Below are 26094 nucleotides of genomic sequence, written 5' to 3' on the forward strand. Positions count from 1 at the left end.
CATTGCTAACGCTGGATCAGCGGTTGAACTTTATTATCGATAGCTTCCCGGGCGCGGAAAATACGCGAACGTACGGTTCCGACCGGGCAATCCATGATGGCGGCTATCTCTTCGTAGCTTAGACCATCCAACTCCCGCAGGGTAATCGCCATGCGAAGATCCTCGGGGAGCGACTCAATGGTACGGAAAACTATCTGTCTCAGCTCTTCTGACAACATTAAGTTCTCAGGGTTCGAAATTTCTTTCAGTGCGCCCGCACTTTCGTAATTTTCCGCATCGTTGGCGTCCACATCACTGGATGGCGGACGGCGCCCCTGAGCAACCAGATAATTCTTTGCCGTGTTCACGGCGATTCGATACAGCCAGGTATAAAAAGCGCTGTCGCCACGGAACGATTCCAGTGCGCGATAGGCCTTGATAAACGACTCCTGCACCACATCGGGCACATCGCCCTGCGGCACATAGCGGGAAACGAGACTCGCCACCTTATGCTGATAGCGCACTACCAGTAGGTTAAACGATTTCTGATCGCCCTTTTGGACCCGCTCGACCAGAACTTGATCCGTTAACTGCTCGCTCATCCGAGGTAAACTCTCCCCAAATCCGTCTCCACGCGTAAAATTGTACTGCCAGCCATACATTATTTTCCTGAGCAAGCACTCGCTTGGAGTTCATATAGAACACGAAGTTCCATATCGCCATTTTTTCTGTTGATGTCACCCTATCCGTGGCTTTTGCCCGGACAGTTAGGCTAACATGAAATTCACTCTTCTTCTGCACACATCATACGTTATGCAACCATCATCTGAACATGTAAGCGATGTACTGATCGTCGGCAGCGGCGCTGCGGGCCTGTCACTGGCGCTGCGCCTGGCGCAGCATTGCAAGGTTACCGTTCTCAGCAAGGGGCCGCTCAGCGAGGGAGCCACCTTTTACGCCCAGGGCGGGATCGCCGCGGTGTTCGATGAGACGGACAGCATTGCCTCACACGTTGATGACACTTTGATTGCCGGCGCCGGCCTGTGCGACAAAGAGGCCGTCGAATTCATCGCCGGCAACGCGCGCCACTGCGTGCAGTGGCTGATCGATCAGGGCGTGCTGTTCGACACCGAGGTCAACGCGCAGGGCGAGGAGCATTATCACCTCACGCGCGAAGGCGGCCACAGCCATCGCCGCATCCTGCACGCCGCGGACGCGACCGGTAAGGAAGTAGAGACCACGCTGGTGGGGAAAGCAAGCGCTCACCCCAATATTTGCGTGATGGAGCGCCGCAACGCGGTTGACCTCATCACCTCGAACAAAATCGGCCTGCCGGGCACCCGCCGAGTGGTGGGCGCGTACGTCTGGAACCGCGAGCTGGAGCGGGTGGAAACCTACCGCGCCAAAACGGTGGTGCTGGCGACCGGCGGCGCGGCCAAGGTATACCAATACACCACCAACCCGGACATCTCCTCCGGCGACGGCATCGCCATGGCCTGGCGCGCCGGCTGCCGGGTCGCCAACCTGGAGTTCAACCAGTTCCACCCGACCTGCCTGTTCCATCCGCAGGCGCGCAACTTCCTGCTGACCGAAGCGCTGCGCGGCGAAGGGGCTTACCTGAAGCGCCCGGACGGCAGCCGCTTTATGCCGGATTTCGACCCGCGCGGCGAACTGGCCCCGCGCGATATCGTCGCCCGCGCCATCGACCATGAAATGAAGCGCCTGGGCGCCGACTGCATGTACCTGGACATCAGCCACAAGCCGGCGGAGTTCATCACCCAGCACTTCCCGATGATCCACGAGAAGCTGCTGACGCTGGGCTTCGATCTGACCCGGCAGCCGATCCCGATCGTCCCGGCGGCGCACTACACCTGCGGCGGCGTGATGGTCGATCAGCACGGCCGCACCGATCTCGACGGGCTGTACGCCATCGGCGAGGTCAGCTATACCGGCCTGCACGGCGCCAACCGCATGGCGTCGAACTCGCTGCTGGAGTGCCTTGTGTACGGTTGGTCGGCGGCGGAAGACATTCTGCCGCGCCTGCCGTTCATTCAGCAGGCCAAACAGGTGCCGCAATGGGATGAAAGCCGGGTGGACGATGCGGACGAACGGGTGGTGATTCAGCACAACTGGCACGAGCTGCGGCTGTTCATGTGGGATTACGTCGGCATCGTGCGCACCACCAAGCGGTTGGAGCGCGCCCTGCGCCGCATCAACACCCTGCAGGCGGAAATCGACGAGTACTACGCTCACTTCCGCATCTCCAACAACCTGCTGGAGCTGCGCAATCTGGTGCAGGTGGCCGAGCTTATCGTGCGCAGCGCCATGGCGCGTAAAGAGAGCCGCGGCCTGCACTACACGCTGGACTACCCGGATTTACTGCCGGAAGCGCTGCCGACCATATTGCAGCCTTAAACTCTGCGACAGGGCGCCTAATCGGCGCCCTTTTCTTTTCAGTAGAACAGGTAGAAGTCAGCGATCAAATGGCGGAAATCGTCGGTGTAGCTGCCGTCGGCCTGCTTGATCGCCAGCGCCTGCGCCTGCAGCGGCGTTTCCCGCCGCGTCAGCGCCAGCAGCACCCGGTGCAGCGGCGTATCGGCCCGATCGCTGACGTTCACTTTCGCCGCCGTGTGCCAGCCGCTTTGCTGCGCCAGGCGTTCGAATTCGGCGCCGATATCGTGCGGCAGCACCACGCAGAACGTCCCCTGTTCCGTCAGCAGCTGCGCCGCACAGGCCAACAGCGCCTCGTGTGTCAGGGTTTCGGTGTAGCGCGCGTTGTGGCGCGCCTGGTCGCGACAGGCCACCGCCGGCTCGAAATACGGCGGATTGCTGACGATCAGATCATACTCAGCGGCATGCCGCTGCGCATAATGGTGAATATCCTGCGCATGCACGCGGATGCGCTGCGGCCACGGCGATGCCGCCGCATTTTCGCGCGCCTGGCCGGCGGCGGCTTCGTCCAGCTCCACCGCGTCAATGGTCACTTCGTCGCCGCTGCGCTGCGCCAGCATCAGCGCGATCAGCCCGCTGCCGCTGCCGATGTCCAGCACCCGGCGCGCCTGCCCCAGCGGCGCCCAGGCGCCGAGCAGCACCCCGTCGGTGCCCACTTTCATGGCGCAACGATCGTGGGCGACAAAGAATTGTTTAAAGGTAAAACCCCCGCGGCGCGGGGTAAAATCGGCTTTCGATCGCTTGCTCACACTCACCACCTGGCTATAAAACTGGCGTAGCATAAGGCAATCTGATCGACGGGAAAAGAGCGGCTTTCCGCTTAAATAGGTGAAGATCGCGGCCAACCCGTCTATAATCGGCGCCCCAAGTAGAGGTAGACCATGACAGCAACCACTTTTTCCGAACTCGAACTCGATGATCGCCTGATCGACGCGCTGCGCGACAAAGGCTACGATCGCCCCACCGCCATTCAGGCCGCTGCGATCCCGCCGGCGATGGACGGGCGCGACGTCTTAGGTTCGGCTCCGACCGGCACCGGCAAAACCGCCGCCTTCCTGCTGCCCGTGTTGCAGCACCTGCTGGACTTCCCACGCAAGAAATCCGGCCCGCCGCGCGTACTGATCCTGACGCCAACGCGTGAACTGGCGATGCAGGTCGCCGATCAGGCGCGTGAATTGGCTGCTCATACCTCGCTGGATATCGCCACCATCACCGGCGGCGTCGCTTACATGAACCACGCGGAAGTGTTCAGCGAAAACCAGGACGTGGTGGTCGCCACCACCGGCCGTTTGCTGCAATACATTAAAGAAGAGAACTTCGACTGCCGCGCGGTGGAAACCCTGATCCTCGACGAAGCCGACCGCATGCTCGACATGGGCTTCGCGCAGGACATCGAAACCATCTCCGCCGAAACCCGCTGGCGCAACCAGACGCTGCTGTTCTCCGCCACGCTGGAAGGCGAAGCGATCCGCGAATTCGCCGAGCGCATCCTGAAAGAGCCGGTGGAAGTGGAGGCCGATCCGTCGCGCCGCGAACGCAAAAAGATCCTGCAGTGGTACTACCGCGCCGATGACGTGCAGCACAAAACCGCGCTGCTGATCCACCTGCTGCAGCAGCCGGACGTGCAGAAATCGGTGATCTTCGTGCGCAAACGCGAGCGCGTGCACGAGCTGGCCACCTGGCTGCGCGAAGCGGGCATTAACACCTGCTATCTCGAAGGTGAAATGGTGCAGGCCAAACGCAACGAAGCGGTTAAACGCATGATGGATGGCCGGGTTAACGTGCTGGTGGCCACCGACGTTGCCGCACGCGGCCTGGATATCCTCGATATCACCCACGTGTTCAACTTCGACATGCCGCGCACGGCGGACACCTACCTGCACCGCATCGGCCGTACCGGCCGCGCCGGGCGCAAAGGCACCGCCATTTCGCTGGTGGAAGCGCACGACCATCTGCTGCTGGGCAAAGTGGGCCGTTACCTGAACGAGCCGCTGAAAGCGCGCGTGATCGACGAACTGCGGCCAAAAACCAAGGTGCCGAATGAGAAGAGCAACGGCAAGCCGTCGAAAAAAGTGCTGGCCAAACGCGCGGAAGATAAAGCGAAGAACAAAGAAAAGGCCAAGGTAAAAGTGCGCCATCGCGACGCCAAAAACGTCGGCAAACGCCGTCAGGCGAAGGCCAAACCGGCCGGCGACGCGGAATAACCCCCGCTGCCTAAGAAAAAACCGCCTGTACAGGCGGTTTTTTTATGGGCGTTTACGGCTGCGCGTAGTGCGTGGCCAAGCGGTGCCCCTGCAGCCATTTGTCCAGTTCGCGGAACTGCGCCTTCAGCTCGTCATTCTGCAAATGCGCCGGCGTTTGCGAGAAATAAAACTGGAACGCAAAGCCCTGCTGGTTGCGCGCCCGGGCATCGGCCCCGGCCTGCAACAACAGCAGCGCCAAGTGCGGCGCGTTAATCTTCGCCGCCAGATGCAGCGGGGTATCCCCCAGCCGATCGCTCAAGGTGGTGTCCGCCCCGGCCGCCAGCAACAGCCGCAGTTGATCTTCGCGCCCGGCCAGCACCGCCGCCGCGAGCGGCGTGGCGCCGGTAACGGCATTGCGCACGTTCACCTGCACCCCTTCGGTCAGCAGCAACCGCAGGTACTGCGCGTCTTGCAACATCGCCGCGGTGTGCAGCGCGCTGTTGCCGTCCAGCCCCGCCGCCGCCGGGTCGGCCCCGAGATCCAGCAACGCCTGCACGCTACCCGGCTGCTGCGAAAGCACCGCCCACTGCAACAGCGTGACCTGCCGATCGCCCCGCTCGCGCAAACGATCCTGCGTGGCCTGCGCACGGATGCCCTGCGTATCGCCGCGCGCCACCGCCTGAGCCAGCGCCAGATTGCTGTGGCCGTCAAACGGCGAAATCTCCTGCCCCATCTGTTGCTCCTTAGCCATCATCAGTAAACCGGTCACCGCGACCAGCGCCAGTAAGGCTATCGCCAGCGCCCACCGCAAGCGACGCCCTTCAGGCATTGGCCTTCGCCTCCCACGGCTTTTGTTCCGCCATCGAGCTTATCACCTTGTCGATGCCGTGCGCCGTCAGGCTGCGATCCAGATGCTTGCTCGGCCGCCAGTCATCGATGCCGGTCAGGGTATCGTTGTTGGCCAGGGTGATGTTGTGGCCGATGGCGTCCGGGATCAGCGAGGTCGATTCCTGGGTGCTGGTCAGCATGTCATATTGCTCGCTGTAGCGGCGAATGCTGCCGGCTTCGGCATCTTTCTTCGCCGCCGTCGGATCGATGCCCAGGCGATTCAGGGTGTAATCCGAGACCCCGGCCGCGTTGAAGGTGACCGCGACGGTGCCGGTCGCCAGCGCCGCCGTGGCCGCCAGACCACCGCCGAGCGAATGGCCGGCGATCACCAGCGCATCGCCGAAGGCCGCCTTGGCGCTTTTGGCGGCGGCAACCGCCTGATTGTACTGCACATCGTCATAGCCCGTCGCCTGCCGCACGTTGCTCAGCCAGTCGCGCCAGTCGTTGGTGCCGGCGAACGCCAACACATACTGCTTGTCGTTGCTGTAAATCCCAGCTTGGAAACCGCTGCCCGCGTCGTGCAGGCTGGCGGGATCGATGCCGAAACCGAGCAGCGCGCTGTCGCTCAGGCGGTTGAACCCGGCGGCACCCTGGCCATTGAGTGAATAAACGTCCTTGGCCAACAGCGCCAATGCATAATCCCCCTCCTGCGATTGCTGCCCCCGCGTCACGCCCGGCGCTGCCGCCGCCGTCGGTGCCGCCGCTGAGATATCGCCGACCAGCGTATTCAACAGATTCTGCGCATTGAGCGTGTTCTGAGAGGGGGTGGCTACCGGCGCCGAATTTGCCGGCGTTGCCGCGGGCAGCGCCGCCGTCGCCGTCTCGGCAGCGGCGCGAGGCGTAGGGATCGCGGCCACCGGGGATACTGCAGAGGTAAAACTTAAAGGCATACTCATGCCGACTCCTTGTCGATAGACTTTTTATTGAGCACCTGAATAGGTGCTGATTTAGCTATCGGCAGGTCGGATGAGTTCTGTATTAGAAATGCTTATCTTTGTGCAGAATGTGATCCGCGTTCGATTTTCGGCCGTCAAACGCAGAAAAGGGAGCCGAAGCTCCCTGATTGACTGCGCCGCAAATTACAGGCTTTCGGTAAAGGTGCGGGCGATAACGTCGCGCTGCTGTTCCGGCGTCAGGGAGTTGAAGCGCACCGCATAGCCGGACACGCGGATGGTCAGCTGCGGGTATTTTTCCGGGTGCTTGACCGCGTCTTCCAGGGTTTCGCGACGCAGCACGTTGACGTTCAGGTGCTGGCCGCCTTCCACGCGCACGGTCGGCTGCATTTCCAGCGGCACTTCACGGTATTCGATCTGGCCCAGATCGCTCACCGCGACAACCTGATCTTCCGCGTAGTTGGCCTTGGCGCACACGCAGCGAGCTTCCGCTTTTTCATCGTCCAGCAGCCAGAAAGAATTCACCAGCGCCTGGTCGTTCGCTTTGGTAATTTGAATACCGGTAATCATTATGTTGCCTCCGTACAAGGGCGTAAAAATTCACGTCGTGAGAAAACCCAATTCTGGTTTCGGCCATTTGGTAAAACCATTGTTGTCTTGTTGTTCTGTATACCAGCCTGACTAAGCCAGTTCCTTGATTAAAGTCAATTTTTACCGGGTAGGCACAAGGCGTGAAGGGGCAAATTTATGTTTTATATCAATTTTCCCACTGCGGCAAAAACCAATTATTTTTTGTAAATTTTCAAAATTAATTGCATAAGACGCAGCGGCGAGAAATGAAAAGCGGGTTTCGCTGCGCGAGCCGACACGGTAAGCTATAGCCCATGAATTGCTAAAGAAAACAAAGGAGAGCGTTTATGGCCACCTCCCTCACCTGGCATGACGTGATCGGCAAAGAGAAAGAGCAACCCTATTTTGTTGAAACGCTCGCCTTTGTTGCCGCTGAACGCCAGGCCGGTAAGACCATTTATCCACCGCAGAAGGACGTGTTCAACGCTTTCCGCTATACCGAGCTGGCGGACGTCAAAGTCGTCATCCTCGGCCAGGATCCCTACCACGGCCCCAATCAGGCGCACGGCCTCTCTTTCTCGGTGCGCCCCGGCGTGCCGGCGCCGCCGTCGCTGGTGAACATGTATAAAGAGCTGGCGACCGACATTCCCGGTTTCGAACGCCCGGATCACGGCTATTTGCAAAGCTGGGCCGAACAGGGGGTGCTGCTGCTCAACACCGTGCTGACGGTGGAAGGCGGCCGAGCGCACTCGCACGCCAACCTGGGCTGGGAAACCTTTACCGATAAAGTGATCGCCGCCCTGAACGAGAACCGCGAAGGCGTGGTGTTCCTGCTGTGGGGCTCGCACGCGCAGAAGAAAGGCAACTTTATCGACCGCAACCGCCACCATGTGCTGAAGGCGCCGCACCCGTCGCCGCTCTCCGCGCACCGCGGCTTCCTCGGCTGCCGCCACTTCTCCCAGGCCAATCAGCTGCTGGAGCAGCAAGGGCTCACGCCGATCGACTGGATGCCGCGCCTGCCGCAGGCGTAACCCAGAAACAAAAAAGGCACCCTCGGGTGCCTTTCTTTATGCCGTTGCCGGGGCGATTACGCCTTGGCTTTGGAGACCGCAACCATCGCAGGGCGCAGCAGGCGGCCGTTCAGCGTATAGCCTTTCTGCATCACCATCATCACGTGGTTCGGTTGATGATCGGCGGATTCCATCATGCTCATCGCCTGATGCACTTCCGGGTTGAACGGCACGTTGACGTCGCCGACGATTTCGATGCCGTACTTACGCACCACGCCCAGCAGCGATTTCAGCGTCAGCTCGATGCCTTCGATCATCGCGGCCAGTTCCGGATTGTTTTTATCCGCCAGATCCAGCGCGCGCTCCAGGTTGTCGATCACCGGCAGCAGATCGCCGGAGAATTTCTCCAGGGCGAACTTGTGCGCTTTCTCGACGTCCAGTTCGGCGCGGCGGCGGATGTTCTCCGCTTCGGCTTTGGCGCGCAGCAGGCTGTCGCGCTCGTGCTGCTGAGCTTCCGCCAGTTGGGCTTCCAGTTCGGCGATACGCGCATCGCGCAGATCGACGCCTTCCGCCGCTTCCGGCAGCGTATCCTCGTGGTGAGCGTGTTGTTCCATTTCTTCCGAGACTTGCTCGTTTGGCGTCTTCTGTTCTTTACTACTCATGAATATCTCCGCGTTTTAGCATTAATCTCGCAACTTGGCTTATTATGGGGATCAAAACCGGGGTTTCAAGTCAACCGGTCACAATGTGGGGCATAAACGGCTCCCGGTGAGGAAAATCACAACAAATGAATAAAAAATTCGCCTGTATTGGCATTGTTGGCCACCCGCGTCACCCTTCAGCGCTGGCAACCCACGAGATGCTGTTCCACTGGCTGGTCGCCCGCGGCTATTCGGTGATGGTCGAACGCCAGATCGCTCATGATTTAGGGCTGAAAGACGCCGTGACCGGCAGCCTGGCGGATATCGGCCAGCGCGCCGACCTGGCGGTGGTGGTCGGCGGCGACGGCAACATGCTCGGCGCCGCGCGCGTGCTGGCGCGCTACGAGATCAAAGTGATCGGGGTCAACCGCGGCAACCTCGGCTTCCTCACCGATCTCGATCCCGACAACGCCCTGCAGCAGCTGGCGGACGTGCTGGAAGGCGAGTACATCGACGAACAGCGTTTCCTGCTGGAAACCATCGTGCATAAAGAGCACCAGCAGTGCCGCATCAGCACCGCCATCAACGAAGTGGTGCTACACCCCGGCAAAGTGGCGCACATGATCGAATTCGAGGTGTACATCGACGATCGCTTCGCCTTCTCGCAGCGCTCCGACGGCCTGATCATCGCCACGCCAACCGGCTCCACCGCCTACTCGCTCTCCGCCGGCGGGCCGATCCTCACCCCGTCGCTGGAAGCGATCGCGCTGGTGCCGATGTTCCCGCATACCCTCTCCGCCCGGCCGCTGGTGATCAACGGCGACAGCACCATCCGCCTGAAGTTTTCGCAGATCGGCAGCGATCTGGAGATCAGCTGCGACAGCCAGATCGCGCTGCCGATCCAGGAAGGCGAAGAAGTGCTGATCCGCCGCAGCGATTTCCACCTGAACCTGATTCACCCAAAGGACTACAGCTATTTCAACACGTTAAGCACCAAACTGGGCTGGTCGAAAAAATTGTTCTAAAATCTGCGCCGGCCACTTTACTGTATATAAAACCAGTTTATACTGTATGAAACTACAGTTATGTGTTTATACACAGGAAGGTTCCCATGCTGGCGCAATTAACCATCAGCAACTTTGCTATCGTTCGTGAGTTGGAAATCGATTTTCAACCGGGTATGACGGCGATCACCGGTGAAACCGGCGCCGGCAAATCCATCGCCATCGATGCGCTGGGGCTGTGCCTCGGCAACCGCGCCGACGGCAACGTGGTGCGCCTGGGAGCCGCCCGCGCCGACATCTGCGCCCGCTTCTCGCTGGCGGACACCCCGTCCGCGCGCGAGTGGCTGGAGCAGAACCAGCTGGACGACAGCAACGAATGCCTGCTGCGCCGGGTGATCAACGCCGACGGCCGTTCGCGCGGCTTTATCAACGGCACCGCCGTGCCGCTGTCGCAGCTGCGCGAGCTGGGGCAACGCCTGATCCAAATCCACGGCCAACACGCCCATCAGTTGCTGCTCAAACCGGAGCACCAAAAAGCGCTGCTCGACGCCTACGCCGACGAACCCGCCCTGCTGGCGGCGATGAGCCAGGCCTACCAACGCTGGCACCAGAGCTGCCGCGAGCTGGCGCACCATCAGCAGCAGTCCATCGAGCGCGAAGCACGCAAGCAGCTGCTGCAATACCAATTGAAAGAGCTGAACGAATTCGCGCCGCAGGCCGGCGAGTTCGAACAGACCGACGCCGAGTACAAGCGCCTGGCCAACAGCGGCCAGCTGCTGACCCTCAGCCAGCAGACGCTGCAGCTGCTGGCCGACAGCGACGAGAACAACATGCTCAGCCAGCTCTACAGCGCCAAGCACCTGCTGCTCGAGCTGGCCGGGCTGGACGACAAGCTCAGCGGCCTGCTGGACATGCTGGAAGAGGCTTCTATCCAGATCAGCGAAGCCAGCGACGAGCTGCGCCACTACGCCGATCGCATGGATCTCGATCCCAATCGCCTGCACGAACTGGAACAGCGCCTGTCGCGCCAAATCGGCCTGGCGCGCAAACACCAGGTTGCGCCGGAAGAGCTGCCGCAGCTGCATCAGCAGTTGCTGGATGAACAGCAGCTGCTGTCGCAGCAGGAAAGCGACCATGAGCACCTGAACGAGGCGGTCACCCTGCATCACCAGCAGGCGCTGGCGCTGGCGAAACAGTTGCATCAGAAACGCCTGCATTACGCCGCCGAGCTGACCACGCTCATCACCGACAGCATGCAGGCGCTCTCCATGCCGCACGGCAAGTTCAACATCGACGTGCGTTTCGAGCCGCAGCATCTGAGCGCCGAAGGGGCCAGCCGCACCGAGTTCTGCGTCTCCACCAACCCGGGGCAGCCGCTGCAGCCACTGGCGAAGGTCGCCTCCGGCGGTGAGCTGTCACGCATCGCGCTGGCGATTCAGGTGATCACCGCCCGCAAGATGGAAACCCCGGCGCTGATCTTCGATGAGGTGGACGTGGGCATCAGCGGCCCGACCGCCGCCATCGTCGGCCGCCTGCTGCGCCAGCTCGGCGAATCCACCCAGGTGATGTGCGTGACCCACCTGCCGCAGGTGGCCGGATGCGGGCATCAGCACCTGTTCGTTAGCAAGCAGACCGACGGCACGGTCACCGAAACCCAGATGGCGCCGCTGGATAAACGCGCCCGGCTGCAGGAGCTGGCGCGCCTGCTCGGCGGCAGTGAAGTCACCCGCAATACGTTGGCGAACGCCAAAGAACTGCTGGCGGCATAAAAAAGCTCAACTTTTTCACTTTCCTGCGGTCTGACAGTGACGCTGTTGACCCGAAAGATATCTAAAGTGCGGCGCGGCGGCGATCCTAAGCCTCCTCAACGGCCTGAAACATGCCAAGCGCTTGAGGTGCTGAAAGAAAGCCAACGCGTCGCAACTTGAAAGATGAAGGGTATAAAGGTTTCCAACTGCCGCAAGGTCTATTATCATCGGCATCCTATGCCCTAAAGGAATGTGATTACTATGCGCTGTAAAACGCTGACTGCCGCCGCTGTAGTTCTTGTGATGCTGACTGCAGGCTGTTCTACTTTTGAAAAGGTGGTTTATCGTCCTGACATCAACCAGGGGAACTACCTGACGTCGACCGACGTGGCGAAAATTCAGAAAGGGATGACCCAGCAACAGGTCGCTTACACATTGGGCACCCCAATGCTGCAAGACCCGTTCGGGACTCAGACGTGGTTCTATGTGTTCCGCCAGCAGCCTGGCCATGAAGACATCACCCAGCAGACGCTGACGCTAACCTTCGACAGCGCAGGCGTGTTGACCGATATCCAGAACAAACCGGCGCTGACCAAGTAATCGGCGCCGCTCTTCCGGCCCATGAGGGGGCATGCTGTTCCTCATGACAGTCGCAGGCTGCAACGCGGAAGAGAAAATCAGTTTCAGATAAAAAAATAAGGCGCTATAAGCGCCTTATTTTTTTGCCTTTTCTGCCCGTTGCCGGCGCAGCTCTTTCGGATCGGCTATCAGCGGCCGGTAGATCTCCACCCGGTCGCCGTCGTTCAGCGTATCGCCCAGCTTGGCCGGGCGGCTGTAGATGCCGATTTTGTTGCTCTTGAGATCGATATCCTGGCGCAGCTCCAGCAGGCCCGAAGCCTGGATCGCTTGCTCGACGCTGCTGCCCTCGGCCAGCTTCACCTTGCGCAGGTACTGGCGCTCCGGCAAGGCGTACACCACCTCGACCTGGATGTCAGACACTGTAGACCTCTTTCGCCCGCTGGGTGAATGCCTGCACCATGTTGCCCGCCAGCTCTTTGAACACCTTGCCGAACGCCAGCTCAATCAGTTTGTTGGTGAACTCGAAGTCCAAGTGCAGCTCCACCTTGCAGGCCTCTTCGCTCAGCGGCGTGAACTGCCAACCGCCCATCAGCTTGCGGAACGGGCCATCGACCAGCTGCATATTGATGCTCTGGTTATCCAGCAGCGTATTGCGCGTGGTGAAGGTCTTGCTGATACCGGCCTTGGCGACGTCCACCGCGGCGGTCATTTCGTTGGAGGTAGCGTTAAGCACCCGGCTGCCGGTGCAACCTGGCAGAAAATCGGGATAAGAGTGAACATCGTTAACCAACTGATACATCTGCTCGGCGCTGAACGGCACTAATGCAGACCGACTGATCTGGGGCATATCATTTCCTGTGAGACATAAAACGTACAGATAATACCATTTATCTGGCGGCAAACAAAAAATCTGCTAAGGGATGAAGGCGCCAAAAATGCGAAAAATTGCGCAGGTGCTGAACGGGAAAGGATTTCTTTCGCTGAAGCATCCAGTATAATGAACGCACTATGACAAAGAAAAAAGCACACAAACCCGGTTCCGCCACCATTGCTCAAAACAAGCGCGCGCGTTTCGAATACTTCATTGAAGAAGAGTTCGAGGCGGGCCTGTCGCTGCAAGGGTGGGAAGTTAAATCGCTGCGTGCAGGCAAAGCCAACCTCAGCGACAGCTACGTGACGTTCCGTGACGGTGAAGCCTATCTGTTTGGCGCCACCATCACTCCGCTCAACGTGGCTTCGTCGCATGTGGTGTGCGATCCGACGCGTACCCGTAAACTGCTGCTGAAACGACGCGAGCTGGATACCCTGCTCGGCCGCGTCAACCGCGATGGTTACACCGTGGTGGCCTTATCCCTGTATTGGAAAAATGCCTGGAGCAAGATCAAGATCGGCGTAGCCAAAGGCAAGAAAGAGCACGACAAACGCGATGACATCAAAGATCGCGAATGGCAGACGGCGAAAGCCCGTATCATGAAGCACGCCAATCGTTAAGCCGCTGGCTTATCGCAGTAAACTTCTGGTATACTGCACAAAGTTACTTGGGGCTGATTCTGGATTCGACGGGATTTGCGAAGCCCTAGGAGCATGCCGAGGGGCGGTTGGCCTCGTAAAAAGCCGCAAAAAAATAGTCGCAAACGACGAAAACTACGCTTTAGCAGCTTAATACCCTGCTTAGAGCCCTCTCTCCCTAGCCTCCGCTCTTAGGACGGGGATCAAGAGAGGTCAAACCCAAAAGAGATCGCGTGGATGTCCTGCCTGGGGCTGAAGCGTTAAACTCAATCAGGCTAGTCTGTCAGTAGCGTGTCCATCCGCAGCTGGCCGGCGAATGTAAAGATTGGACTAAGCATGTAGTGCCGACGGTGTAGTAATTTCGGACGCGGGTTCAACTCCCGCCAGCTCCACCACTTTTTAGTTGTTTGAAGTTCAATGAAGTCTACTAAGCCCGCATGGAACCAGCCTTGCGGGCTTTTTTACGTCTATAGTAGTCTACCGAGAATTGCTAGAAGCTACTCGTTATGGCACCCTTTTTGGGACCCAACACAAAGGGTCCAAAACAAGAGGGTCCCAAACATGGCAAAAATCGCTAAGAAGCTCACTGACACTGAAATCAAAAGCACCAAACCTGCCGAGAAAGAGGTTAACCTTTTTGACGGCGATGGTTTGCTCCTGCGAATCGCTCCTTTCGCAAAAGGAGGGAAGAAAAATTGGTATTTCAGATATGCAGTGCCTGTGACCAAAAAGCGAACTAAGGTGAGCTTAGGAACCTATCCTCACCTTACACTTGCGAAGGCACGAGCTTTACGTGATGAATACTTGTCGTTGCTTGCAAATGGTATAGACCCACAAGTTCATAACACCCAGAAAGCCAATGCCCTGAAAGATGCCACGGAGCATACATTTCAAGCAGTAGCCAAGAAGTGGCTTGATGAGAAAGCCAAAACGTCAGGCATCTCCCAGGATCATGCTAACGACATCTGGCGAAGCCTAGAGAGAAATATCTTTCCAACGTTGGGTGATACCCCCATTAAGGAGATTCGCCCTAAAATGCTTAAACAGCATTTAGACCCCATAGAAAAACGAGGTGTCCTTGAAACACTTCGCCGCATCATATCCCGCCTGAATGAAATTTTCCGCTATGCAGCAACAGAAGAACTCATAGAATTCAATCCGGCTGACAATCTTGCCCAGAGATTTAGTAAGCCGAAGAAACAGAACATGCCAGCCCTGCCCCCAAGCGAACTGCCCCGCTTCCTAATGGTGTTAAATAATGCCTCAGTCCGTATGGAGACACGATTACTGATTGAATGGCAGTTACTAACTTGGGTCCGCCCCGGTGAAGCGGTTCGCGCAAGATGGACAGATATTGATATAGAAACCGGCATGTGGAACATCCCGGCTGAATTTATGAAAATGAAGAAGCCTCATAAAGTTCCACTAAGCAAAGAAGCTTTGAGAGTCCTGGGGTCAATGAAAGCGATAAGTGGGCATCGTGAATGGGTGTTTCCAAGCATAAAGGCTCCTCTTAATCATATGCATGAACAAACAGCTAATGCGGCCATAATCCGTATGGGCTTCGGAGGTGAGCTTGTAGCTCACGGTATGCGTTCCATCGCTAGAACGGCTGCTGAGGAGTCTGGAAGGTTCAGGACAGACGTCTTAGAAGCAGCCCTTGCCCACTCGAAGAAGGATGAAATAATTGCCGCTTATAATCGTGCAGAGTATCTGGCAGAACGAGTGGTTCTCATGCAGTGGTGGAGTGACTATGTGCAAACTCAAAGGCTAAAAGCTATTGCTGCCTAATTGTATAGAAATTAATTTTATTAATGGAATTATAAACAATGTATAGAGTAAATCAAATCATCAAAACAATAAGTAAAATGAATTCTTATGCTCCCTATAATCAAATAAATAAAAAAAGCAACTTACTTAGAAAGGTTCAAGTATTTTCATTTCTCACATCACTCATTTCTCTTGTTTTAATGGTGATAATGGCAGTTATCTATAAAATTTTTAACTTTCCCAAGGGGCCATTTCTTTTACCAGCACTCGTTCTGTATGCCCTCAATTCGCTTGCCGGTATAGTTTATTTGTTTACACCTATAATTCCAGGTGTGAAGTTCATGCTCAACTTCAAAAAAGAAATTTTCAATGATCTAATTTGTGAAATTGACAATGATGAACAAAACATAGAAAAACTGATGCCTTACTCGTTGACTGAATTAAACTATTCAATAGATTGGTTAAACATAAAGATACAAAGAGTGAAATCAAGGATAAATGATTTTTTTGGAGAAAAAACTGCCGTCTTATCAATAATTGGATTGGCATACTCAGCAGTTCAAGGTTTTGGTGGGTTAGACAAATTGGGTGATACCATATCAAAAGGGATCTTCAATTCCGGCACAGCAAATACACTAATCGTATTTGGATTAGCTTTTCTTTTAGGATTATCACTTGGAGCATTAGCACTCAAACATATATCCAACCACCTTCAATATCTCAAAGAAATATTAGAGTTGGCAAAAAAAAGAAAAAGAACAGCAAGAAAAATAAATATAAGATAGATATTAAAATTCGAATGAAGCCATGCATTAACCATGTAGGGCTTCATTATCTAATTAAGAAATCATAGGGGATTTACACCCAAAAATCTTCAATATTATTGAAGCCATAATCTTTCGCATTTTTAAATTCATTATGTAACGAAAACCCACAACATTCACATGTTATTTTCCATATGTAAGTAATGACATTGCTTACCTCGTTATCATTATTATACTCACAATCTGATTCAGGGTATAAAATCAAAGAATTTACACCGCATACAGGGCAAGTCTTCAACTCTGCATGATGTTTCTGTAATTCCTGATTAGCGACATCCTCAGCTTTTTGAATAGAAGCATTATCAAATAATGAAGAGAAGTTTTGTCTTCCTGTTCTTTTTAAAACAGTTTCATATAAAGGATTATTATATGCAGCTCTTCCCATTTCTTTTAAAAATGCAACTTTATCCAACTCAAAAGCCGTATTGAAATTAATATTGCTTAATTCAGAAATCGGGTCAACATTACAGTGTAGATCTTTATATTTCCAATTTATTTCATTACCATAAAATACATTCAGAGATAAAAACTCACTGACTAACGGTAAAATAAATCGGCAAACTAACTCATCAAGTGCTTCGTAGCGTAAAACAAAAAGCCCTCTATGCCAGATTCTATTCCTAAGTGAATTTACAGTTCTCAACACTTCTTCACCAGAAAGGATAAAATTTAATAATTTGAAATCATTGATACTTTCATTTTTAATCAACTCTAACAATCTGGATATTGCTTCGCTGAACTCTATTGACTGTAAACTATTATCTTCAATCTCATTTAGAATTTCGCCTTTCAAAAGCTTTGATAGAACAACGGCTTTTTTAGATGCAACGTCAGCTAAAAGGGGGTGTTCATTTTTTAAAATATGTTTGCAGGCAAGTTCAAAGAAATGCTGAAAATGAACGATAGTCTCTGTACAAGACTCATAATAAGAAAGAGAATAATTTTTATCAACATCTTCAATATTAAAAATATTACTATTAAGGGATGACAAATTTAGTTTGAGATCACGATAAGTAGAAAAATATGCTTTAAGCGCAAGCCTGAGTGAAATAAAAGCAATATCAAGTTCATTTTCGCGTGACTCACAAACCCTGAATCCGTTTTTAGAAATGTCGATAATTTTATTCATACAACCCTCTTAAACCAGTCAATTTAAATACATTTTATTTTCGCATTATTAAAATAAAAACTTATATATCATTACATACATGACAGATAATGCCATTTTTATAAGTAGAGAGTCAAATCCACTTTTCACTAGAATGAAATTATTTAAAGCATAGATATTTTTAGAGCACACATAGTGTTATTGCTTTTAATCTAGATAATAGTATAATTGATAAAATTTATGATACAGCAGCGAATAACATGTCATTCAGATATATAGGGTCAAAAGCCAGATTAGTAGATCAACTTGGTGAGTTTATCGGAAAGCCATACTCAAAAGAATCATATTTCATTGATGCTTTTTGCGGTACAGGTTCTGTTGCTGAGGCCGCTGCCGAACTGGGTTGGAATATCAGAATCAATGATATTCTTTATTCTGCCGTCATAACCTCCGAAGCAAGACTAATGAGTATACATCAAGTTTCTTTCGAAAATTTAGGCGGATACGATAAAGCAATTGAAAAATTAAATGCTGTTGTTTTAGAGCCGGGTTTCGTATGGAGGGCATATAGCCCAGCTTCATTAAAATTTTATGGTGTTGAGAGAAAATACTTTTCAGAAGAAAATGCCATAAAGATTGATAGCGTACGGAGGCAGATTAAAGAATGGAGAGATGCTTCTACAATTAGTCATACTGAAGAGAAACTTCTTATCGCAGATCTTCTGAAAGCATTAAACAGAATAGCTAATATAGCCGGTACTTTTGGTTGTTTTCTTTCAAAATGGACACCACAATCAAAAGGTTTTTTAAAATTAGAGTGTCGTAAATTAAAAAATTATAACATCAAGATAGATGTATCCATCGGAGATGTCTTTTCTGTTAAAAACAAAGCCTATGACTTAGTTTATTTAGACCCCCCATATACCAAAAGACAATATGCAAGCTATTATCATATTTTAGAAACCATCGCCTTCGGAGATGAGCCTATAATAGAGGGAGTTTCAGGATTAAGACCTTGGAAAGATAAGGCATCTGCCTTTTGCTACAAACGTAAGGCATTGATAACATTAAGTAACTTGGTATCAGAAATTCAGGCCAAGAAAGTGCTAGTTTCCTATAGTAATGACGGTCACATCAAAATGGATGAAATGATAGCGGCTTTTAATAATTTTGGTATGGTCAAAGTCAGATCTTTAGGAGAGATTAACAGATACGAACCCAACAAAAAACCTTTAAAATCAATAAGTAATGTGAATGAGTTTTTGGTTGAAATTGAGAAATAGTCCTATAAAATAGAGATATCAGAAACATATTTTGAATTTTATAGGATTAAGAAATGGCAGCACCTCGCCCATTAGAGCATGACCTGACAAAAGAAGCAGAGGATTTGCTTGCAAGATTCTCAGGCGAGTATGTTATCAAGTATTCTTTGAATAGATTTGAGGCTAGAATGCTTCTTTTAGAAGCTGTATCCTCAAGATTTGGTGGGTTTGATTATTTAGAATATCAAAATGAATTTAATAAATCATGTGAGAAACATATTTTAGCTGATATACTGAATAAGTCAGAAAAATTAGTGAGCCTGATAGCTACTATCCCGATCCCCCCACAAATTATTCTAAGTATTTTATCCCGTGAAAATTTAATTGAAAATGATCGAAAATTAACGGGTGCCTATCACACTGATTTTCGCCTTGCTAAACGAATTGCTAACCAATGTATTAGTAATAATAAGGTTAACCCTACAAGTAAGGTTATTGACCCCGCCTGTGGAACAGGGATACTGTTAGTTGCACTTACAATCGAAATCTGTGGAAAAGATAGAAATATTGCTAATTCATGGCTGCAAAACTCTATATATGCCTGTGATCTTTCTAGTAACTCTTTACGTGGAGCTTTACTAAGTTTAGCAGCATTTACTAATGATCTTTGCATCTTGAAGATTATGAGAGGGCATTGGTTTTGCGGTGACAGCTTAATCCAGAATGATCTTTTTTGGAATAATTTGAATAAAGATGGTTTTGATGCCGTTATAGGCAACCCTCCTTGGGAAAAAATAAAAATAACTAAGCATGAATTTTTAAAATCATCAGGAATTAAAAGACATTACGGACAAAGTACAGAAGCTTTTATTGGTGATGAATTCCGAGAAAAACAAAATGCAATCGCCAAATATAATAAAAAACTTCTTACAAGATATCCGTCATTAGGATTTGGCGAGCCTGACTTGTATATCGCATTCACTGAGCTTTTTTTCAGGATTTGTAGAAAGGGTGGAGTAATTGTTGCGATCCTTCCTGGTGGTTTTATCCGCTCTCAAGGTTCAAGCTATGTGAGAAATAAACTCATTTCTGAAAGTGAAGATGTAAAAGTTTCAGTGATTGATAATAAAGCAAAGTTTTTTGAAATTGATAGCCGTTTCAAATTCTTAATTATCTCTATGCAAAAAAAATATGATTTTATTGACTATAGTAAGCAAAATCTACATTTAACTCATGAGAAAGGAAACCTAATTGGTTTAGAGACGTTAGGTAATGTTCATATAGGACGTAAAGCTTTGGCGAATATTAGACCAGACTTTAGTATTCCTGAAGTTAAAAACATTACTGAATGGCGACTATTTTTATCATTATACGATTCAGGCATTAAGTGGGACGATAAACAATCAGGTTGGAATGTTAAATTTAGTCGTGAAGTTGATATGACGAAAGATAAAATAAATTTCCAAAAAACGTTTACATCTAATTATATACCTGTAATCGAAGGAAGAATGGTTTCACAATATCGTTTTGGCTGTAAAGGCTATATATCAGGATCTGGAAGAAGTGCTCTTTGGGAAAGTTACCCCATTGGTAATTCAGTAATTAGCCCACAATTCTGGATTGCTAAAAGTAAGCTATCTTCATCAACCCATGAAAGAATTAAATCGAAAAGAGTTGGGTTTTGTGATATTTCAGGTCAAACTAATGAAAGAACCTTCATGGCCGCTTTAATACCCGAAGATGTGGTTTGTGGTAATAAAGTGCCAACCATTCTTTTTGATAAAGATAACAATAATGAATGTTTATATGTTTGGTTAGCCATAACAAATAGTTTTGTATTTGACTGGGCAATACGCAGAATCCTGACCACTACGGTGAACTATTTCTTATTACAAAGCATACCTTTCCCCCGTATAATCAGAGGGGGCCTACCATGGCATAGTCTTCTTGAAAAAGCAAAAGAACTCTCATCGTTAGACAATGTTGGATACTCATATGAAAATTTGTTGAGAATATCCCATTTAAGAGCGGAAATAGATGCAGAAATAGCTATTGCTTATGGGCTTTGTATTGAAGATATGGAAGTCATTATGTCTGATTTTCCTTTATTAGATAGAGGTCAAACGCCACTAAGAGGCGAAAAAAAATCTACGATAACTCGTGATTTGATATTAGCAACATTAGCGAGAAAACTTGGATTTAATTCAACAACATGGCAGGTCAGAAAGGATGAAGCAACATCTGGTGGTGCGGTTGCTTATATATCTTCTCAGGCCATTTTTAAAGAAGGTAGTATCGTTACTAAAAAGGTTGTCAATAATGACTAATACAGCAAGTAGTGTTTCACGAATTCTGTTTAAAGAGATTGTGGATGGCGATGTAAGAAAAATACATGCAGATTCCAATGACAGCGACACTGGTGGTGGTGCCCGCGATTTCCGTTTTGGGTCATACTCTGAATTAGAACATATTTTTCATTCTATGTTTCCATCTCCAATACAGGATTATCGCAGAAGAAGTGGTGTGACATCTTTAGTTACTATTTATTCTGGATATTTCTATTGGCAAGATCCTGTGACAGGTCAAACTTTAAGACAGATATCTTATTTCGAACCACCGACCGATGCTCGTCCACAAGAGGGCAGAATTACAAAAATTCACGAGCATCCTTGCTTATCAACAGCCCTTATGCCGAACTCCAGTACAACCAACAGAGTGTTTTTGTTATTAACACAAATGGATGATGGTACGGTTTGGCCCAGTTATGTTGAAGAACGAACATTGAGGTCAGTTGGTCTATGGGCTAATGAAGTAACTACAAAAATGCTTAACTGCATTGATTCTCCCCGCAGAGCAAATCAATCTGTTATTGGTTATTATGATTTTACAACTCATGATAGATATTGTAATTGATAATATTTAAGGCCATTACACGATGGCCTTCATTCTAATGGCCATGATTTTAAAGGAAGAATATAATGATTAACTTTAAGCAATCAGCACTAAACTTAAAGTATATTTGTTCATTTTTTTTAAAAAATCTTATTTCTGGTGTTTTTTTCTTATTACTATTATGTACAATTTCTTATTTAATTCCTGAAAAAACAATAGGCTTTTATATTATATCTACATGTTGCATTTTAGCAGCACTATTGATTGTAGTTTTATGGAAACTTGATGAATCATTTAAAGAATTAAATGATTGTCTCCTTTTCTTTTATGCGGCCTATTTAGCTTTAAATAAAATCTTGGTGCCGAATGATACTTATTTAAAACTACCGGTTAATGTTTCTTTCCAAGATCTTTGGAATGGGGATAATAAAATAGAGTATTTCAACCTATTAGTACTTTTCCTTGTAGCTATTTGTACATTAGCAAAAGCAATAATAGCCTATCGTACATTTAAATCAAAATATAAAGAAAAATCTTAGTCTATTTTTGATAATATTCTTTAATTGAATCAATCACCTCAATAATAAAGACAGGTAAAATAACAATACCTGTCACGCCTAAAAATAATGGAATTATATTTGGAACGCATATAGCTATAACAAGTAACACGGCAAAGTGGCATCTCAAGTCTTTATTCAAATTGGTTTCTTTTGACATAATTTATCTCCTCAGTCATTAACAGTTAAATTAATAACTTCACAAAATTGGAATGTCAAATATTTAAATCAAGCAAGGGCTAACTCATCGAAGCTTCGCTTCTTTGAGTTCCCTTGTTTTTCGCCCTTCGGTTGAAAAAAGAAAGTCAAAGTCGCACCTAACTCATTGACATGTATTGTATTTCCACTATAAATATATAATGTGTTGCAAAGGAATTGCTCACTTTAAAGTGAATATACATATGAAAAGGAGTTTATATGAGTAAAATAATAGCATTGTCATATACAAATAATTTTAAACCCATTAGCGATAATCATTCTCAATCATTGCGAATACACTGTGTCAGTGTACGATTAAATAAAGAAGAGTTAGAGCTTCTCAATGCAAGCCGTGGTGATAAACGTAAAGGTGAATGGCTTCGCATGGCATCACTTCAAAAGCTTCCTCCTGCCATTCCTGCAATCAATTTACAAGTTTGGCAATCATTGTCTGATATATCTCAAAAGCTAAATCGTCTAATAATCCACCTTGATACTAAAAGCAGTAATAGTGAATTGACGAAAACAGAAATATTCGCTGTCAAAAAGCAGATTAAAGAGCTTCGCTCATGTCTTACAGCTTCTGATCCGTCCGTAAAGTAGTTTTTTCGCATGAAAGGTATGCAGAAGATCAAAAGAGGTAAGAGCTTCGCTGGTGTCGTTCAGTATGCATTGAAGCCCGGAGTACACCATAAAAGTGATCCAGTTATCATTGGTGGGAACATGTTAAGTGACACTGCCATTGAACTCATTGCTGAATTCGATGGCAGTAAGCATCTTCGCCCAGATGTTCAGAAGGCCGTATGGCACAATTCGCTTCGCCTGCCTAGTGGAGAATCCCTAACGGCTGAACAATGGTCCAGCATCGCAGATGACTATATGAGGAGAATGGGATTAAGTGATACTCACCTTCGTTGCTATGTGCTTCATGACGATCCGGCTGGTCAGCACATACACATTATCGCAAGTCGCATAGACCTCAATGGAGGGAAGCTCTATCTTGGCAAGAATGAGAACCTTATAAGTACCCGCATAATCAGTGAGCTTGAAATCACTCATAATCTAACAGTGACCAAGACAGCACCTTCCATTGCACCAAAGCAACCGAAGCGGAAAAGAATCTCTCGCAACGAAAAAATGCTATCAGAACGGACTGGTCTTCCCGCCTCTAAGGAAGCTCTCCAACAGGTACTTGATAAAAGTTTGGCAGATACACCTGACCTTTTAACTTTTATCAAGAGGCTGGAAGAAGCTGAAGTATCCTGGAAGGCCAATATTGCCTCTACTGGTAAAATGAACGGCTTTTCTTTCGAATACACAGGAATAGCTTTCAAAGCTTCGCAATTGGGTAAGAGCTACAGTTGGGCAAACCTTAGTAACCGACTCAACTACAACCCCGACCACTTAGAAGTTCTGCGAAAGGGTATACAGACGAAGGAAGCTCTTCCTGCTTCTATGCCAATACCTGCTCCTGCTCCTGCTCCTGCTCCTGCTCCTGCTCCTGCTCCTGCTCCTGCTCCTGCAACGATTTTAAGGACAACTGAGAGAAGGGAAAGTATCGGTGGAAAAATTGCAGAACTGGAATTACGGCTCAGAGAAGACAAACGGACCGCAATCGTAGAAAAGATTCTTCAAAAAAACTCAGTACAACAGCAAAAGCATCTCAGGCTTATCGGCTGGATTCCATTTCTTAGAAGGCTTGCAGAGCTTCTCCGAAGCTATGGTAAGAGCATTCTTCACAAGCCCCTCCCTAGATTCTCAAATCTCTATGTAACCCGACCTTTACATAAAGAAAGGAAAATTCATTTATAAACAGAATCTTACCGCTTATTCCTGACAGCATTATCGTTTGGGTAGTGGTTAATTCAGGATAAATCAACAATAAATTGATCGTTATTACAGATCGATAAGCTAGTTATGATAGCTTTTACCTATCATGATTCAAACATCGATCGGTACAAGCAATTTTACTAAAGCGAGTCGGTCATCGAGAATCTCTGTAAACGCACCATTTAATCTGCAACCTTGAGGTTGATATGAAAAACGAAACAATAAAGTGCCCGTTCTGCTTCAAAGAGAGCCAGTTTGGAGTTAGCGTCTGCACTGGCTGTCATTCAACCATCAAATATGGAGCCGTTTCATCTTGGTTAGCTTTACTAATAGGAATTGTGCTGTTGGCGATAGCTTTCTTCATATTCGCTGTCAGTCAAAGTTTTATATTTGCTGTCGTTATCTATTTTGCATCAGCAATTTCTTTAAGATTCTATTTACGTAAGAAATTTGCACACAGAGCCGTTTTCACACATAAAAGCTAACCCTAATCAAATATAATAAGGAAGATAAAATGAATAAATTTATTATAACCTCCTTTTTCATTGCAATATTTTTAATTTCTGGCTGTTCAACATCAGGGAACCAGAACCTTAAAAACGAAACACCACAAAGCCTCCAGTCGAAGATCATTAAAAACAAAACAACTAAGACGGAATTACTCACTAAGTTAGGTGAGCCTGATACAAGAACCACACTTGATGACGGAAATGAGCAGTGGAGATACTTTATGTATAACAATCAGTTCAATGCCTCGACTTTTATCCCTGTTGTCGGTTTGCTAACTGGCGGTTCCCAGACTCAGTCTAAAACTCTCGAAATCGACTTCAATGGAGAAACCGTAAGCAAGTGGACATTCTCTACTGATAATAACAATACAAAATCTGGCATTCTTAATTAATCGTTTCCTGGACAAGAAAATGAAAACATTCTCAATTCTCGCAGTTATCCTTTCTACTTTTCTATTAACAGCCTGTAATTCCGAACCTTCTGAAAAAGACATATACAATGCTTTCAAAAGTGTTGTAGATAGATCAAATGCAAGTATGAAAGCTCTGAACTCAAGTATTCCCGAAAAAGATCTTTTAAGAATAGATTATGTTAAGAAACTAAGTTGCACAGAAGAAGCAAACAATGTTTACAACTGCATTGTCGATGCTTCAATTAGCAACATGAAACAAACAAAGCCTGTTAAGCTTGTGAAAGCTGATGGTGTCTGGAAAGAAGTTCAGTAGTATTCTATATCAAGAAGTCTCTTTTAGCCCCTGCATAGGGGCTTTTTTATTGCCTATAACCTGACGGTTCTCACGCGAACTTCATGGGTTAACTCACCCTCAATTACTTTCATTTCATATTGTGCTCTGACAGTAGCATAGATTTCTTCTGCTTTTTCCTGGTTGTTATCTATGTAATTAACAAGCGAGTTTAGCTCTCTAAGAACCCCTTCTTTGTTATTTAATCGTTGTAGTAGATTGCTTGTCAGACTTTTGTATACCGAGCTAAACATAGCCATTATGTTATCAATATTACGATTAGATTTGGAATAAATCCTTTTAGGGTAGAAATATTTTAAATGGTATCCTACAAAAATTAAGTATAGCTGGTATGAAAAACTTTTATCTCCGGGCTGGTACCGTTTTGAGATATATTTATCAATTATAATGATAAGTTGCTCTTCCAGAGTAAACTCTGAATTGATGATGTTTTTGTCCATAAAATGCATCCTTGCATAATTGAAATAGTCATCCTGACCATATATTTATATTTATCGTATTTATTTAGCTTGTCAATAGGTGTAACCTATCAATTGTCATTTTTTATTAAATGGCCTGTTCAATTGTTCCATAGAAAGGCCATGTCTATAAGCATTATACTGCCAATAGCTAAATTGCTCTTTGTATCTATTGTTCTGTTTCTTCAACATTTCGTTTTCGGCTTTAAGGTTTATTATTTGTTGTGCCGCAATAGTTAAGTTAGCTGGTTTCTTAAGACCAGATTTTTTCAAACTGGACAATTTTTTCTTTGTTCTATATGCTTCAACAACTTCATCATGAGCACTTAAAGATTGCCTTGTGATAGTTCTGTTTAGATTCTTATAAACTGATTCACATAAATCACTCCATGTGATTTTGCCGTCCCAAGTCAGTATCATGTGTGTAATTGCCTTTATTTCACTCCTGTTTAAATGTTTTGCCATA

29 protein-coding genes and 1 other RNA gene are annotated in these 26094 nt (G+C 48.7%); 18 read left to right on the forward strand and 12 right to left on the reverse strand.

All coding sequences use genetic code 11. The features are described 5' to 3' along the window. Nucleotides 1–5 precede the first annotated feature (5 nt). A complete protein-coding gene (gene rpoE / locus ACJ8IM_RS22595) occupies nt 6–581 on the reverse strand; it encodes an RNA polymerase sigma factor RpoE (protein ID WP_004929136.1) in 576 nt (191 codons plus the stop codon). 211 nt (nt 582–792) lie between these two features. Here rpoE and nadB point away from each other — a divergent pair, with 211 nt between their 5' ends. Continuing rightward, nucleotides 793–2394 carry an L-aspartate oxidase gene (gene nadB / locus ACJ8IM_RS22600; RefSeq protein WP_172448745.1) on the forward strand — a complete coding sequence of 534 codons (1602 nt, stop codon included), beginning with the start codon at nt 793–795 and terminating at the stop codon, nt 2392–2394. Between the two features lie 38 nt (nt 2395–2432). Here nadB and trmN read toward each other — a convergent pair whose 3' ends face one another. Then, nucleotides 2433–3179, reverse strand: coding sequence for a tRNA(1)(Val) (adenine(37)-N(6))-methyltransferase TrmN (gene trmN / locus ACJ8IM_RS22605; protein ID WP_172448746.1), 747 nt, complete (start codon nt 3177–3179; stop codon nt 2433–2435). 132 nt (nt 3180–3311) lie between these two features. Here trmN and srmB point away from each other — a divergent pair, with 132 nt between their 5' ends. Further along, nucleotides 3312–4634 (forward strand): ATP-dependent RNA helicase SrmB, encoded by a 1323-nt coding sequence (gene srmB, locus ACJ8IM_RS22610; protein ID WP_025303951.1) that lies wholly within the window; start codon nt 3312–3314, stop codon nt 4632–4634. A 52-nt stretch (nt 4635–4686) separates the two neighbouring features. On the opposite strand, the gene ACJ8IM_RS22615 is transcribed toward srmB, so the two are convergent. The 3 genes from ACJ8IM_RS22615 to grcA all read right to left on the reverse strand — a co-directional run bounded on the left by ACJ8IM_RS22615 (nt 4687) and on the right by grcA (nt 6964). Continuing rightward, the gene (locus tag ACJ8IM_RS22615) at nt 4687–5442 is read right to left on the reverse strand and encodes an ankyrin repeat domain-containing protein (RefSeq protein ID WP_033654306.1); all 756 of its coding nucleotides are present in this window, start codon (nt 5440–5442) and stop codon (nt 4687–4689) included. Continuing rightward, nucleotides 5435–6397, reverse strand: a complete 963-nt coding sequence (locus ACJ8IM_RS22620; RefSeq protein ID WP_033654307.1) for a DUF2974 domain-containing protein — start codon at nt 6395–6397, stop codon at nt 5435–5437. The genes ACJ8IM_RS22615 and ACJ8IM_RS22620 overlap by 8 nt, the downstream gene beginning before the upstream one ends. A gap of 183 nt (nt 6398–6580) precedes the next feature. Continuing rightward, nucleotides 6581–6964, reverse strand: coding sequence for an autonomous glycyl radical cofactor GrcA (grcA, locus tag ACJ8IM_RS22625; RefSeq protein WP_004929114.1), 384 nt, complete (start codon nt 6962–6964; stop codon nt 6581–6583). A 347-nt stretch (nt 6965–7311) separates the two neighbouring features. On the opposite strand from grcA, the gene ung reads away from it, so the two are divergent. After that, nucleotides 7312–7995 carry a uracil-DNA glycosylase gene (gene ung, locus ACJ8IM_RS22630; protein WP_033635636.1) on the forward strand — a complete coding sequence of 228 codons (684 nt, stop codon included), beginning with the start codon at nt 7312–7314 and terminating at the stop codon, nt 7993–7995. Between the two features lie 56 nt (nt 7996–8051). Here the strand turns inward: ung and grpE are convergent, their stop codons facing one another. Further along, entirely contained in the window at nt 8052–8636 is a 585-nt protein-coding gene (grpE, locus tag ACJ8IM_RS22635) for a nucleotide exchange factor GrpE (protein ID WP_033654308.1), read from the reverse strand. A gap of 125 nt (nt 8637–8761) precedes the next feature. Between grpE and nadK the strand changes: the two genes are divergently transcribed. From nadK to bamE, 3 genes are all read left to right on the forward strand, one after another. Beyond that, a complete protein-coding gene (gene nadK / locus ACJ8IM_RS22640; protein ID WP_033654309.1) occupies nt 8762–9640 on the forward strand; it encodes an NAD(+) kinase in 879 nt (292 codons plus the stop codon). An 86-nt stretch (nt 9641–9726) separates the two neighbouring features. Then, the gene (recN, locus tag ACJ8IM_RS22645; protein WP_033654310.1) at nt 9727–11388 is read left to right on the forward strand and encodes a DNA repair protein RecN; all 1662 of its coding nucleotides are present in this window, start codon (nt 9727–9729) and stop codon (nt 11386–11388) included. A 240-nt stretch (nt 11389–11628) separates the two neighbouring features. Beyond that, nucleotides 11629–11967, forward strand: a complete 339-nt coding sequence (gene bamE / locus ACJ8IM_RS22650; RefSeq protein WP_004929101.1) for an outer membrane protein assembly factor BamE — start codon at nt 11629–11631, stop codon at nt 11965–11967. Between the two features lie 114 nt (nt 11968–12081). Here bamE and ACJ8IM_RS22655 read toward each other — a convergent pair whose 3' ends face one another. Together ACJ8IM_RS22655 and ACJ8IM_RS22660 are read right to left on the reverse strand one after the other, a co-directional pair. Next, the gene (locus ACJ8IM_RS22655) at nt 12082–12366 is read right to left on the reverse strand and encodes an RnfH family protein (protein WP_004929098.1); all 285 of its coding nucleotides are present in this window, start codon (nt 12364–12366) and stop codon (nt 12082–12084) included. After that, nucleotides 12359–12793 (reverse strand): type II toxin-antitoxin system RatA family toxin, encoded by a 435-nt coding sequence (locus tag ACJ8IM_RS22660; protein WP_033648948.1) that lies wholly within the window; start codon nt 12791–12793, stop codon nt 12359–12361. The genes ACJ8IM_RS22655 and ACJ8IM_RS22660 overlap by 8 nt, the downstream gene beginning before the upstream one ends. Nucleotides 12794–12954: 161 nt before the next feature. Here ACJ8IM_RS22660 and smpB point away from each other — a divergent pair, with 161 nt between their 5' ends. The 4 genes from smpB to ACJ8IM_RS22680 all read left to right on the forward strand — a co-directional run bounded on the left by smpB (nt 12955) and on the right by ACJ8IM_RS22680 (nt 16010). Then, nucleotides 12955–13437, forward strand: a complete 483-nt coding sequence (smpB, locus tag ACJ8IM_RS22665) for an SsrA-binding protein SmpB (protein ID WP_033654311.1) — start codon at nt 12955–12957, stop codon at nt 13435–13437. A gap of 49 nt (nt 13438–13486) precedes the next feature. Further along, nucleotides 13487–13850, forward strand: a transfer-messenger RNA (tmRNA) gene (gene ssrA / locus ACJ8IM_RS22670). Between the two features lie 166 nt (nt 13851–14016). Next, nucleotides 14017–15246, forward strand: a complete 1230-nt coding sequence (locus ACJ8IM_RS22675) for an integrase domain-containing protein (protein WP_106731705.1) — start codon at nt 14017–14019, stop codon at nt 15244–15246. A gap of 38 nt (nt 15247–15284) precedes the next feature. Continuing rightward, nucleotides 15285–16010, forward strand: a complete 726-nt coding sequence (locus tag ACJ8IM_RS22680; protein ID WP_106731706.1) for a hypothetical protein — start codon at nt 15285–15287, stop codon at nt 16008–16010. A gap of 73 nt (nt 16011–16083) precedes the next feature. Here the strand turns inward: ACJ8IM_RS22680 and ACJ8IM_RS22685 are convergent, their stop codons facing one another. Next, on the reverse strand, nt 16084–17178 hold the full coding sequence (locus ACJ8IM_RS22685) for a hypothetical protein (RefSeq protein ID WP_106731707.1): 1095 nt from the start codon (nt 17176–17178) through the stop codon (nt 16084–16086). Nucleotides 17179–17417: 239 nt separating this feature from the next. On the opposite strand from ACJ8IM_RS22685, the gene ACJ8IM_RS22690 reads away from it, so the two are divergent. The 4 genes from ACJ8IM_RS22690 to ACJ8IM_RS22705 all read left to right on the forward strand — a co-directional run bounded on the left by ACJ8IM_RS22690 (nt 17418) and on the right by ACJ8IM_RS22705 (nt 21850). Next, entirely contained in the window at nt 17418–18440 is a 1023-nt protein-coding gene (locus ACJ8IM_RS22690) for a DNA adenine methylase (protein WP_058670827.1), read from the forward strand. A 53-nt stretch (nt 18441–18493) separates the two neighbouring features. Then, nucleotides 18494–20746, forward strand: a complete 2253-nt coding sequence (locus ACJ8IM_RS22695; protein ID WP_214471098.1) for an Eco57I restriction-modification methylase domain-containing protein — start codon at nt 18494–18496, stop codon at nt 20744–20746. After that, the gene (locus tag ACJ8IM_RS22700) at nt 20739–21332 is read left to right on the forward strand and encodes a hypothetical protein (RefSeq protein ID WP_214471096.1); all 594 of its coding nucleotides are present in this window, start codon (nt 20739–20741) and stop codon (nt 21330–21332) included. The genes ACJ8IM_RS22695 and ACJ8IM_RS22700 overlap by 8 nt, the downstream gene beginning before the upstream one ends. Before the next feature lie 65 nt (nt 21333–21397). Continuing rightward, nucleotides 21398–21850 carry a hypothetical protein gene (locus ACJ8IM_RS22705; protein ID WP_241178575.1) on the forward strand — a complete coding sequence of 151 codons (453 nt, stop codon included), beginning with the start codon at nt 21398–21400 and terminating at the stop codon, nt 21848–21850. A gap of 1 nt (nt 21851) precedes the next feature. On the opposite strand, the gene ACJ8IM_RS22710 is transcribed toward ACJ8IM_RS22705, so the two are convergent. Beyond that, the gene (locus ACJ8IM_RS22710) at nt 21852–22028 is read right to left on the reverse strand and encodes a hypothetical protein (protein ID WP_214471092.1); all 177 of its coding nucleotides are present in this window, start codon (nt 22026–22028) and stop codon (nt 21852–21854) included. Nucleotides 22029–22285: 257 nt separating this feature from the next. On the opposite strand from ACJ8IM_RS22710, the gene ACJ8IM_RS22715 reads away from it, so the two are divergent. The 4 genes from ACJ8IM_RS22715 to ACJ8IM_RS22730 all read left to right on the forward strand — a co-directional run bounded on the left by ACJ8IM_RS22715 (nt 22286) and on the right by ACJ8IM_RS22730 (nt 25131). After that, nucleotides 22286–22669, forward strand: coding sequence for a hypothetical protein (locus ACJ8IM_RS22715; protein ID WP_106731713.1), 384 nt, complete (start codon nt 22286–22288; stop codon nt 22667–22669). A gap of 9 nt (nt 22670–22678) precedes the next feature. After that, nucleotides 22679–23878 carry a relaxase/mobilization nuclease domain-containing protein gene (locus tag ACJ8IM_RS22720; protein ID WP_106731714.1) on the forward strand — a complete coding sequence of 400 codons (1200 nt, stop codon included), beginning with the start codon at nt 22679–22681 and terminating at the stop codon, nt 23876–23878. A 532-nt stretch (nt 23879–24410) separates the two neighbouring features. Next, entirely contained in the window at nt 24411–24797 is a 387-nt protein-coding gene (locus ACJ8IM_RS22725) for a hypothetical protein (protein WP_106731715.1), read from the forward strand. A 19-nt stretch (nt 24798–24816) separates the two neighbouring features. Continuing rightward, on the forward strand, nt 24817–25131 hold the full coding sequence (locus ACJ8IM_RS22730; protein ID WP_106731716.1) for a cell wall-binding protein: 315 nt from the start codon (nt 24817–24819) through the stop codon (nt 25129–25131). Between the two features lie 53 nt (nt 25132–25184). On the opposite strand, the gene ACJ8IM_RS22735 is transcribed toward ACJ8IM_RS22730, so the two are convergent. After that, nucleotides 25185–25610 carry a hypothetical protein gene (locus ACJ8IM_RS22735; RefSeq protein ID WP_000360017.1) on the reverse strand — a complete coding sequence of 142 codons (426 nt, stop codon included), beginning with the start codon at nt 25608–25610 and terminating at the stop codon, nt 25185–25187. A 96-nt stretch (nt 25611–25706) separates the two neighbouring features. After that, the gene (locus ACJ8IM_RS22740; RefSeq protein ID WP_106731719.1) at nt 25707–26093 is read right to left on the reverse strand and encodes a hypothetical protein; all 387 of its coding nucleotides are present in this window, start codon (nt 26091–26093) and stop codon (nt 25707–25709) included. Between the last annotated feature and the right edge of the window lies 1 nt (nt 26094).

Origin of the sequence: Serratia sp. CY33525, assembly GCF_052169115.1 — a bacterium.
GTDB classification, from domain to species: domain Bacteria; phylum Pseudomonadota; class Gammaproteobacteria; order Enterobacterales; family Enterobacteriaceae; genus Serratia; species Serratia sarumanii.

Bases quoted from the DNA above. Each gene is read 5' to 3' on its own strand.
- rpoE (WP_004929136.1), bottom strand. From the start codon at position 581: ATGAGCGAGCAGTTAACGGATCAAGTTCTGGTCGAGCGGGTCCAAAAG.
- nadB (WP_172448745.1), top strand. From the start codon at position 793: ATGCAACCATCATCTGAACATGTAAGCGATGTACTGATCGTCGGCAGC.
- srmB (WP_025303951.1), top strand. From the start codon at position 3,312: ATGACAGCAACCACTTTTTCCGAACTCGAACTCGATGATCGCCTGATC.
- ACJ8IM_RS22615 (WP_033654306.1), bottom strand. From the start codon at position 5,442: ATGCCTGAAGGGCGTCGCTTGCGGTGGGCGCTGGCGATAGCCTTACTG.
- ACJ8IM_RS22620 (WP_033654307.1), bottom strand. From the start codon at position 6,397: ATGAGTATGCCTTTAAGTTTTACCTCTGCAGTATCCCCGGTGGCCGCG.
- grcA (WP_004929114.1), bottom strand. From the start codon at position 6,964: ATGATTACCGGTATTCAAATTACCAAAGCGAACGACCAGGCGCTGGTG.
- ung (WP_033635636.1), top strand. From the start codon at position 7,312: ATGGCCACCTCCCTCACCTGGCATGACGTGATCGGCAAAGAGAAAGAG.
- grpE (WP_033654308.1), bottom strand. From the start codon at position 8,636: ATGAGTAGTAAAGAACAGAAGACGCCAAACGAGCAAGTCTCGGAAGAA.
- nadK (WP_033654309.1), top strand. From the start codon at position 8,762: ATGAATAAAAAATTCGCCTGTATTGGCATTGTTGGCCACCCGCGTCAC.
- recN (WP_033654310.1), top strand. From the start codon at position 9,727: ATGCTGGCGCAATTAACCATCAGCAACTTTGCTATCGTTCGTGAGTTG.
- bamE (WP_004929101.1), top strand. From the start codon at position 11,629: ATGCGCTGTAAAACGCTGACTGCCGCCGCTGTAGTTCTTGTGATGCTG.
- ACJ8IM_RS22660 (WP_033648948.1), bottom strand. From the start codon at position 12,793: ATGCCCCAGATCAGTCGGTCTGCATTAGTGCCGTTCAGCGCCGAGCAG.
- smpB (WP_033654311.1), top strand. From the start codon at position 12,955: ATGACAAAGAAAAAAGCACACAAACCCGGTTCCGCCACCATTGCTCAA.
- ACJ8IM_RS22675 (WP_106731705.1), top strand. From the start codon at position 14,017: ATGGCAAAAATCGCTAAGAAGCTCACTGACACTGAAATCAAAAGCACC.
- ACJ8IM_RS22680 (WP_106731706.1), top strand. From the start codon at position 15,285: ATGTATAGAGTAAATCAAATCATCAAAACAATAAGTAAAATGAATTCT.
- ACJ8IM_RS22685 (WP_106731707.1), bottom strand. From the start codon at position 17,178: ATGAATAAAATTATCGACATTTCTAAAAACGGATTCAGGGTTTGTGAG.
- ACJ8IM_RS22690 (WP_058670827.1), top strand. From the start codon at position 17,418: ATGTCATTCAGATATATAGGGTCAAAAGCCAGATTAGTAGATCAACTT.
- ACJ8IM_RS22695 (WP_214471098.1), top strand. From the start codon at position 18,494: ATGGCAGCACCTCGCCCATTAGAGCATGACCTGACAAAAGAAGCAGAG.
- ACJ8IM_RS22700 (WP_214471096.1), top strand. From the start codon at position 20,739: ATGACTAATACAGCAAGTAGTGTTTCACGAATTCTGTTTAAAGAGATT.
- ACJ8IM_RS22705 (WP_241178575.1), top strand. From the start codon at position 21,398: ATGATTAACTTTAAGCAATCAGCACTAAACTTAAAGTATATTTGTTCA.
- ACJ8IM_RS22710 (WP_214471092.1), bottom strand. From the start codon at position 22,028: ATGTCAAAAGAAACCAATTTGAATAAAGACTTGAGATGCCACTTTGCC.
- ACJ8IM_RS22715 (WP_106731713.1), top strand. From the start codon at position 22,286: ATGAGTAAAATAATAGCATTGTCATATACAAATAATTTTAAACCCATT.
- ACJ8IM_RS22720 (WP_106731714.1), top strand. From the start codon at position 22,679: ATGAAAGGTATGCAGAAGATCAAAAGAGGTAAGAGCTTCGCTGGTGTC.
- ACJ8IM_RS22725 (WP_106731715.1), top strand. From the start codon at position 24,411: ATGAATAAATTTATTATAACCTCCTTTTTCATTGCAATATTTTTAATT.
- ACJ8IM_RS22730 (WP_106731716.1), top strand. From the start codon at position 24,817: ATGAAAACATTCTCAATTCTCGCAGTTATCCTTTCTACTTTTCTATTA.
- ACJ8IM_RS22735 (WP_000360017.1), bottom strand. From the start codon at position 25,610: ATGGACAAAAACATCATCAATTCAGAGTTTACTCTGGAAGAGCAACTT.
- ACJ8IM_RS22740 (WP_106731719.1), bottom strand. From the start codon at position 26,093: ATGGCAAAACATTTAAACAGGAGTGAAATAAAGGCAATTACACACATG.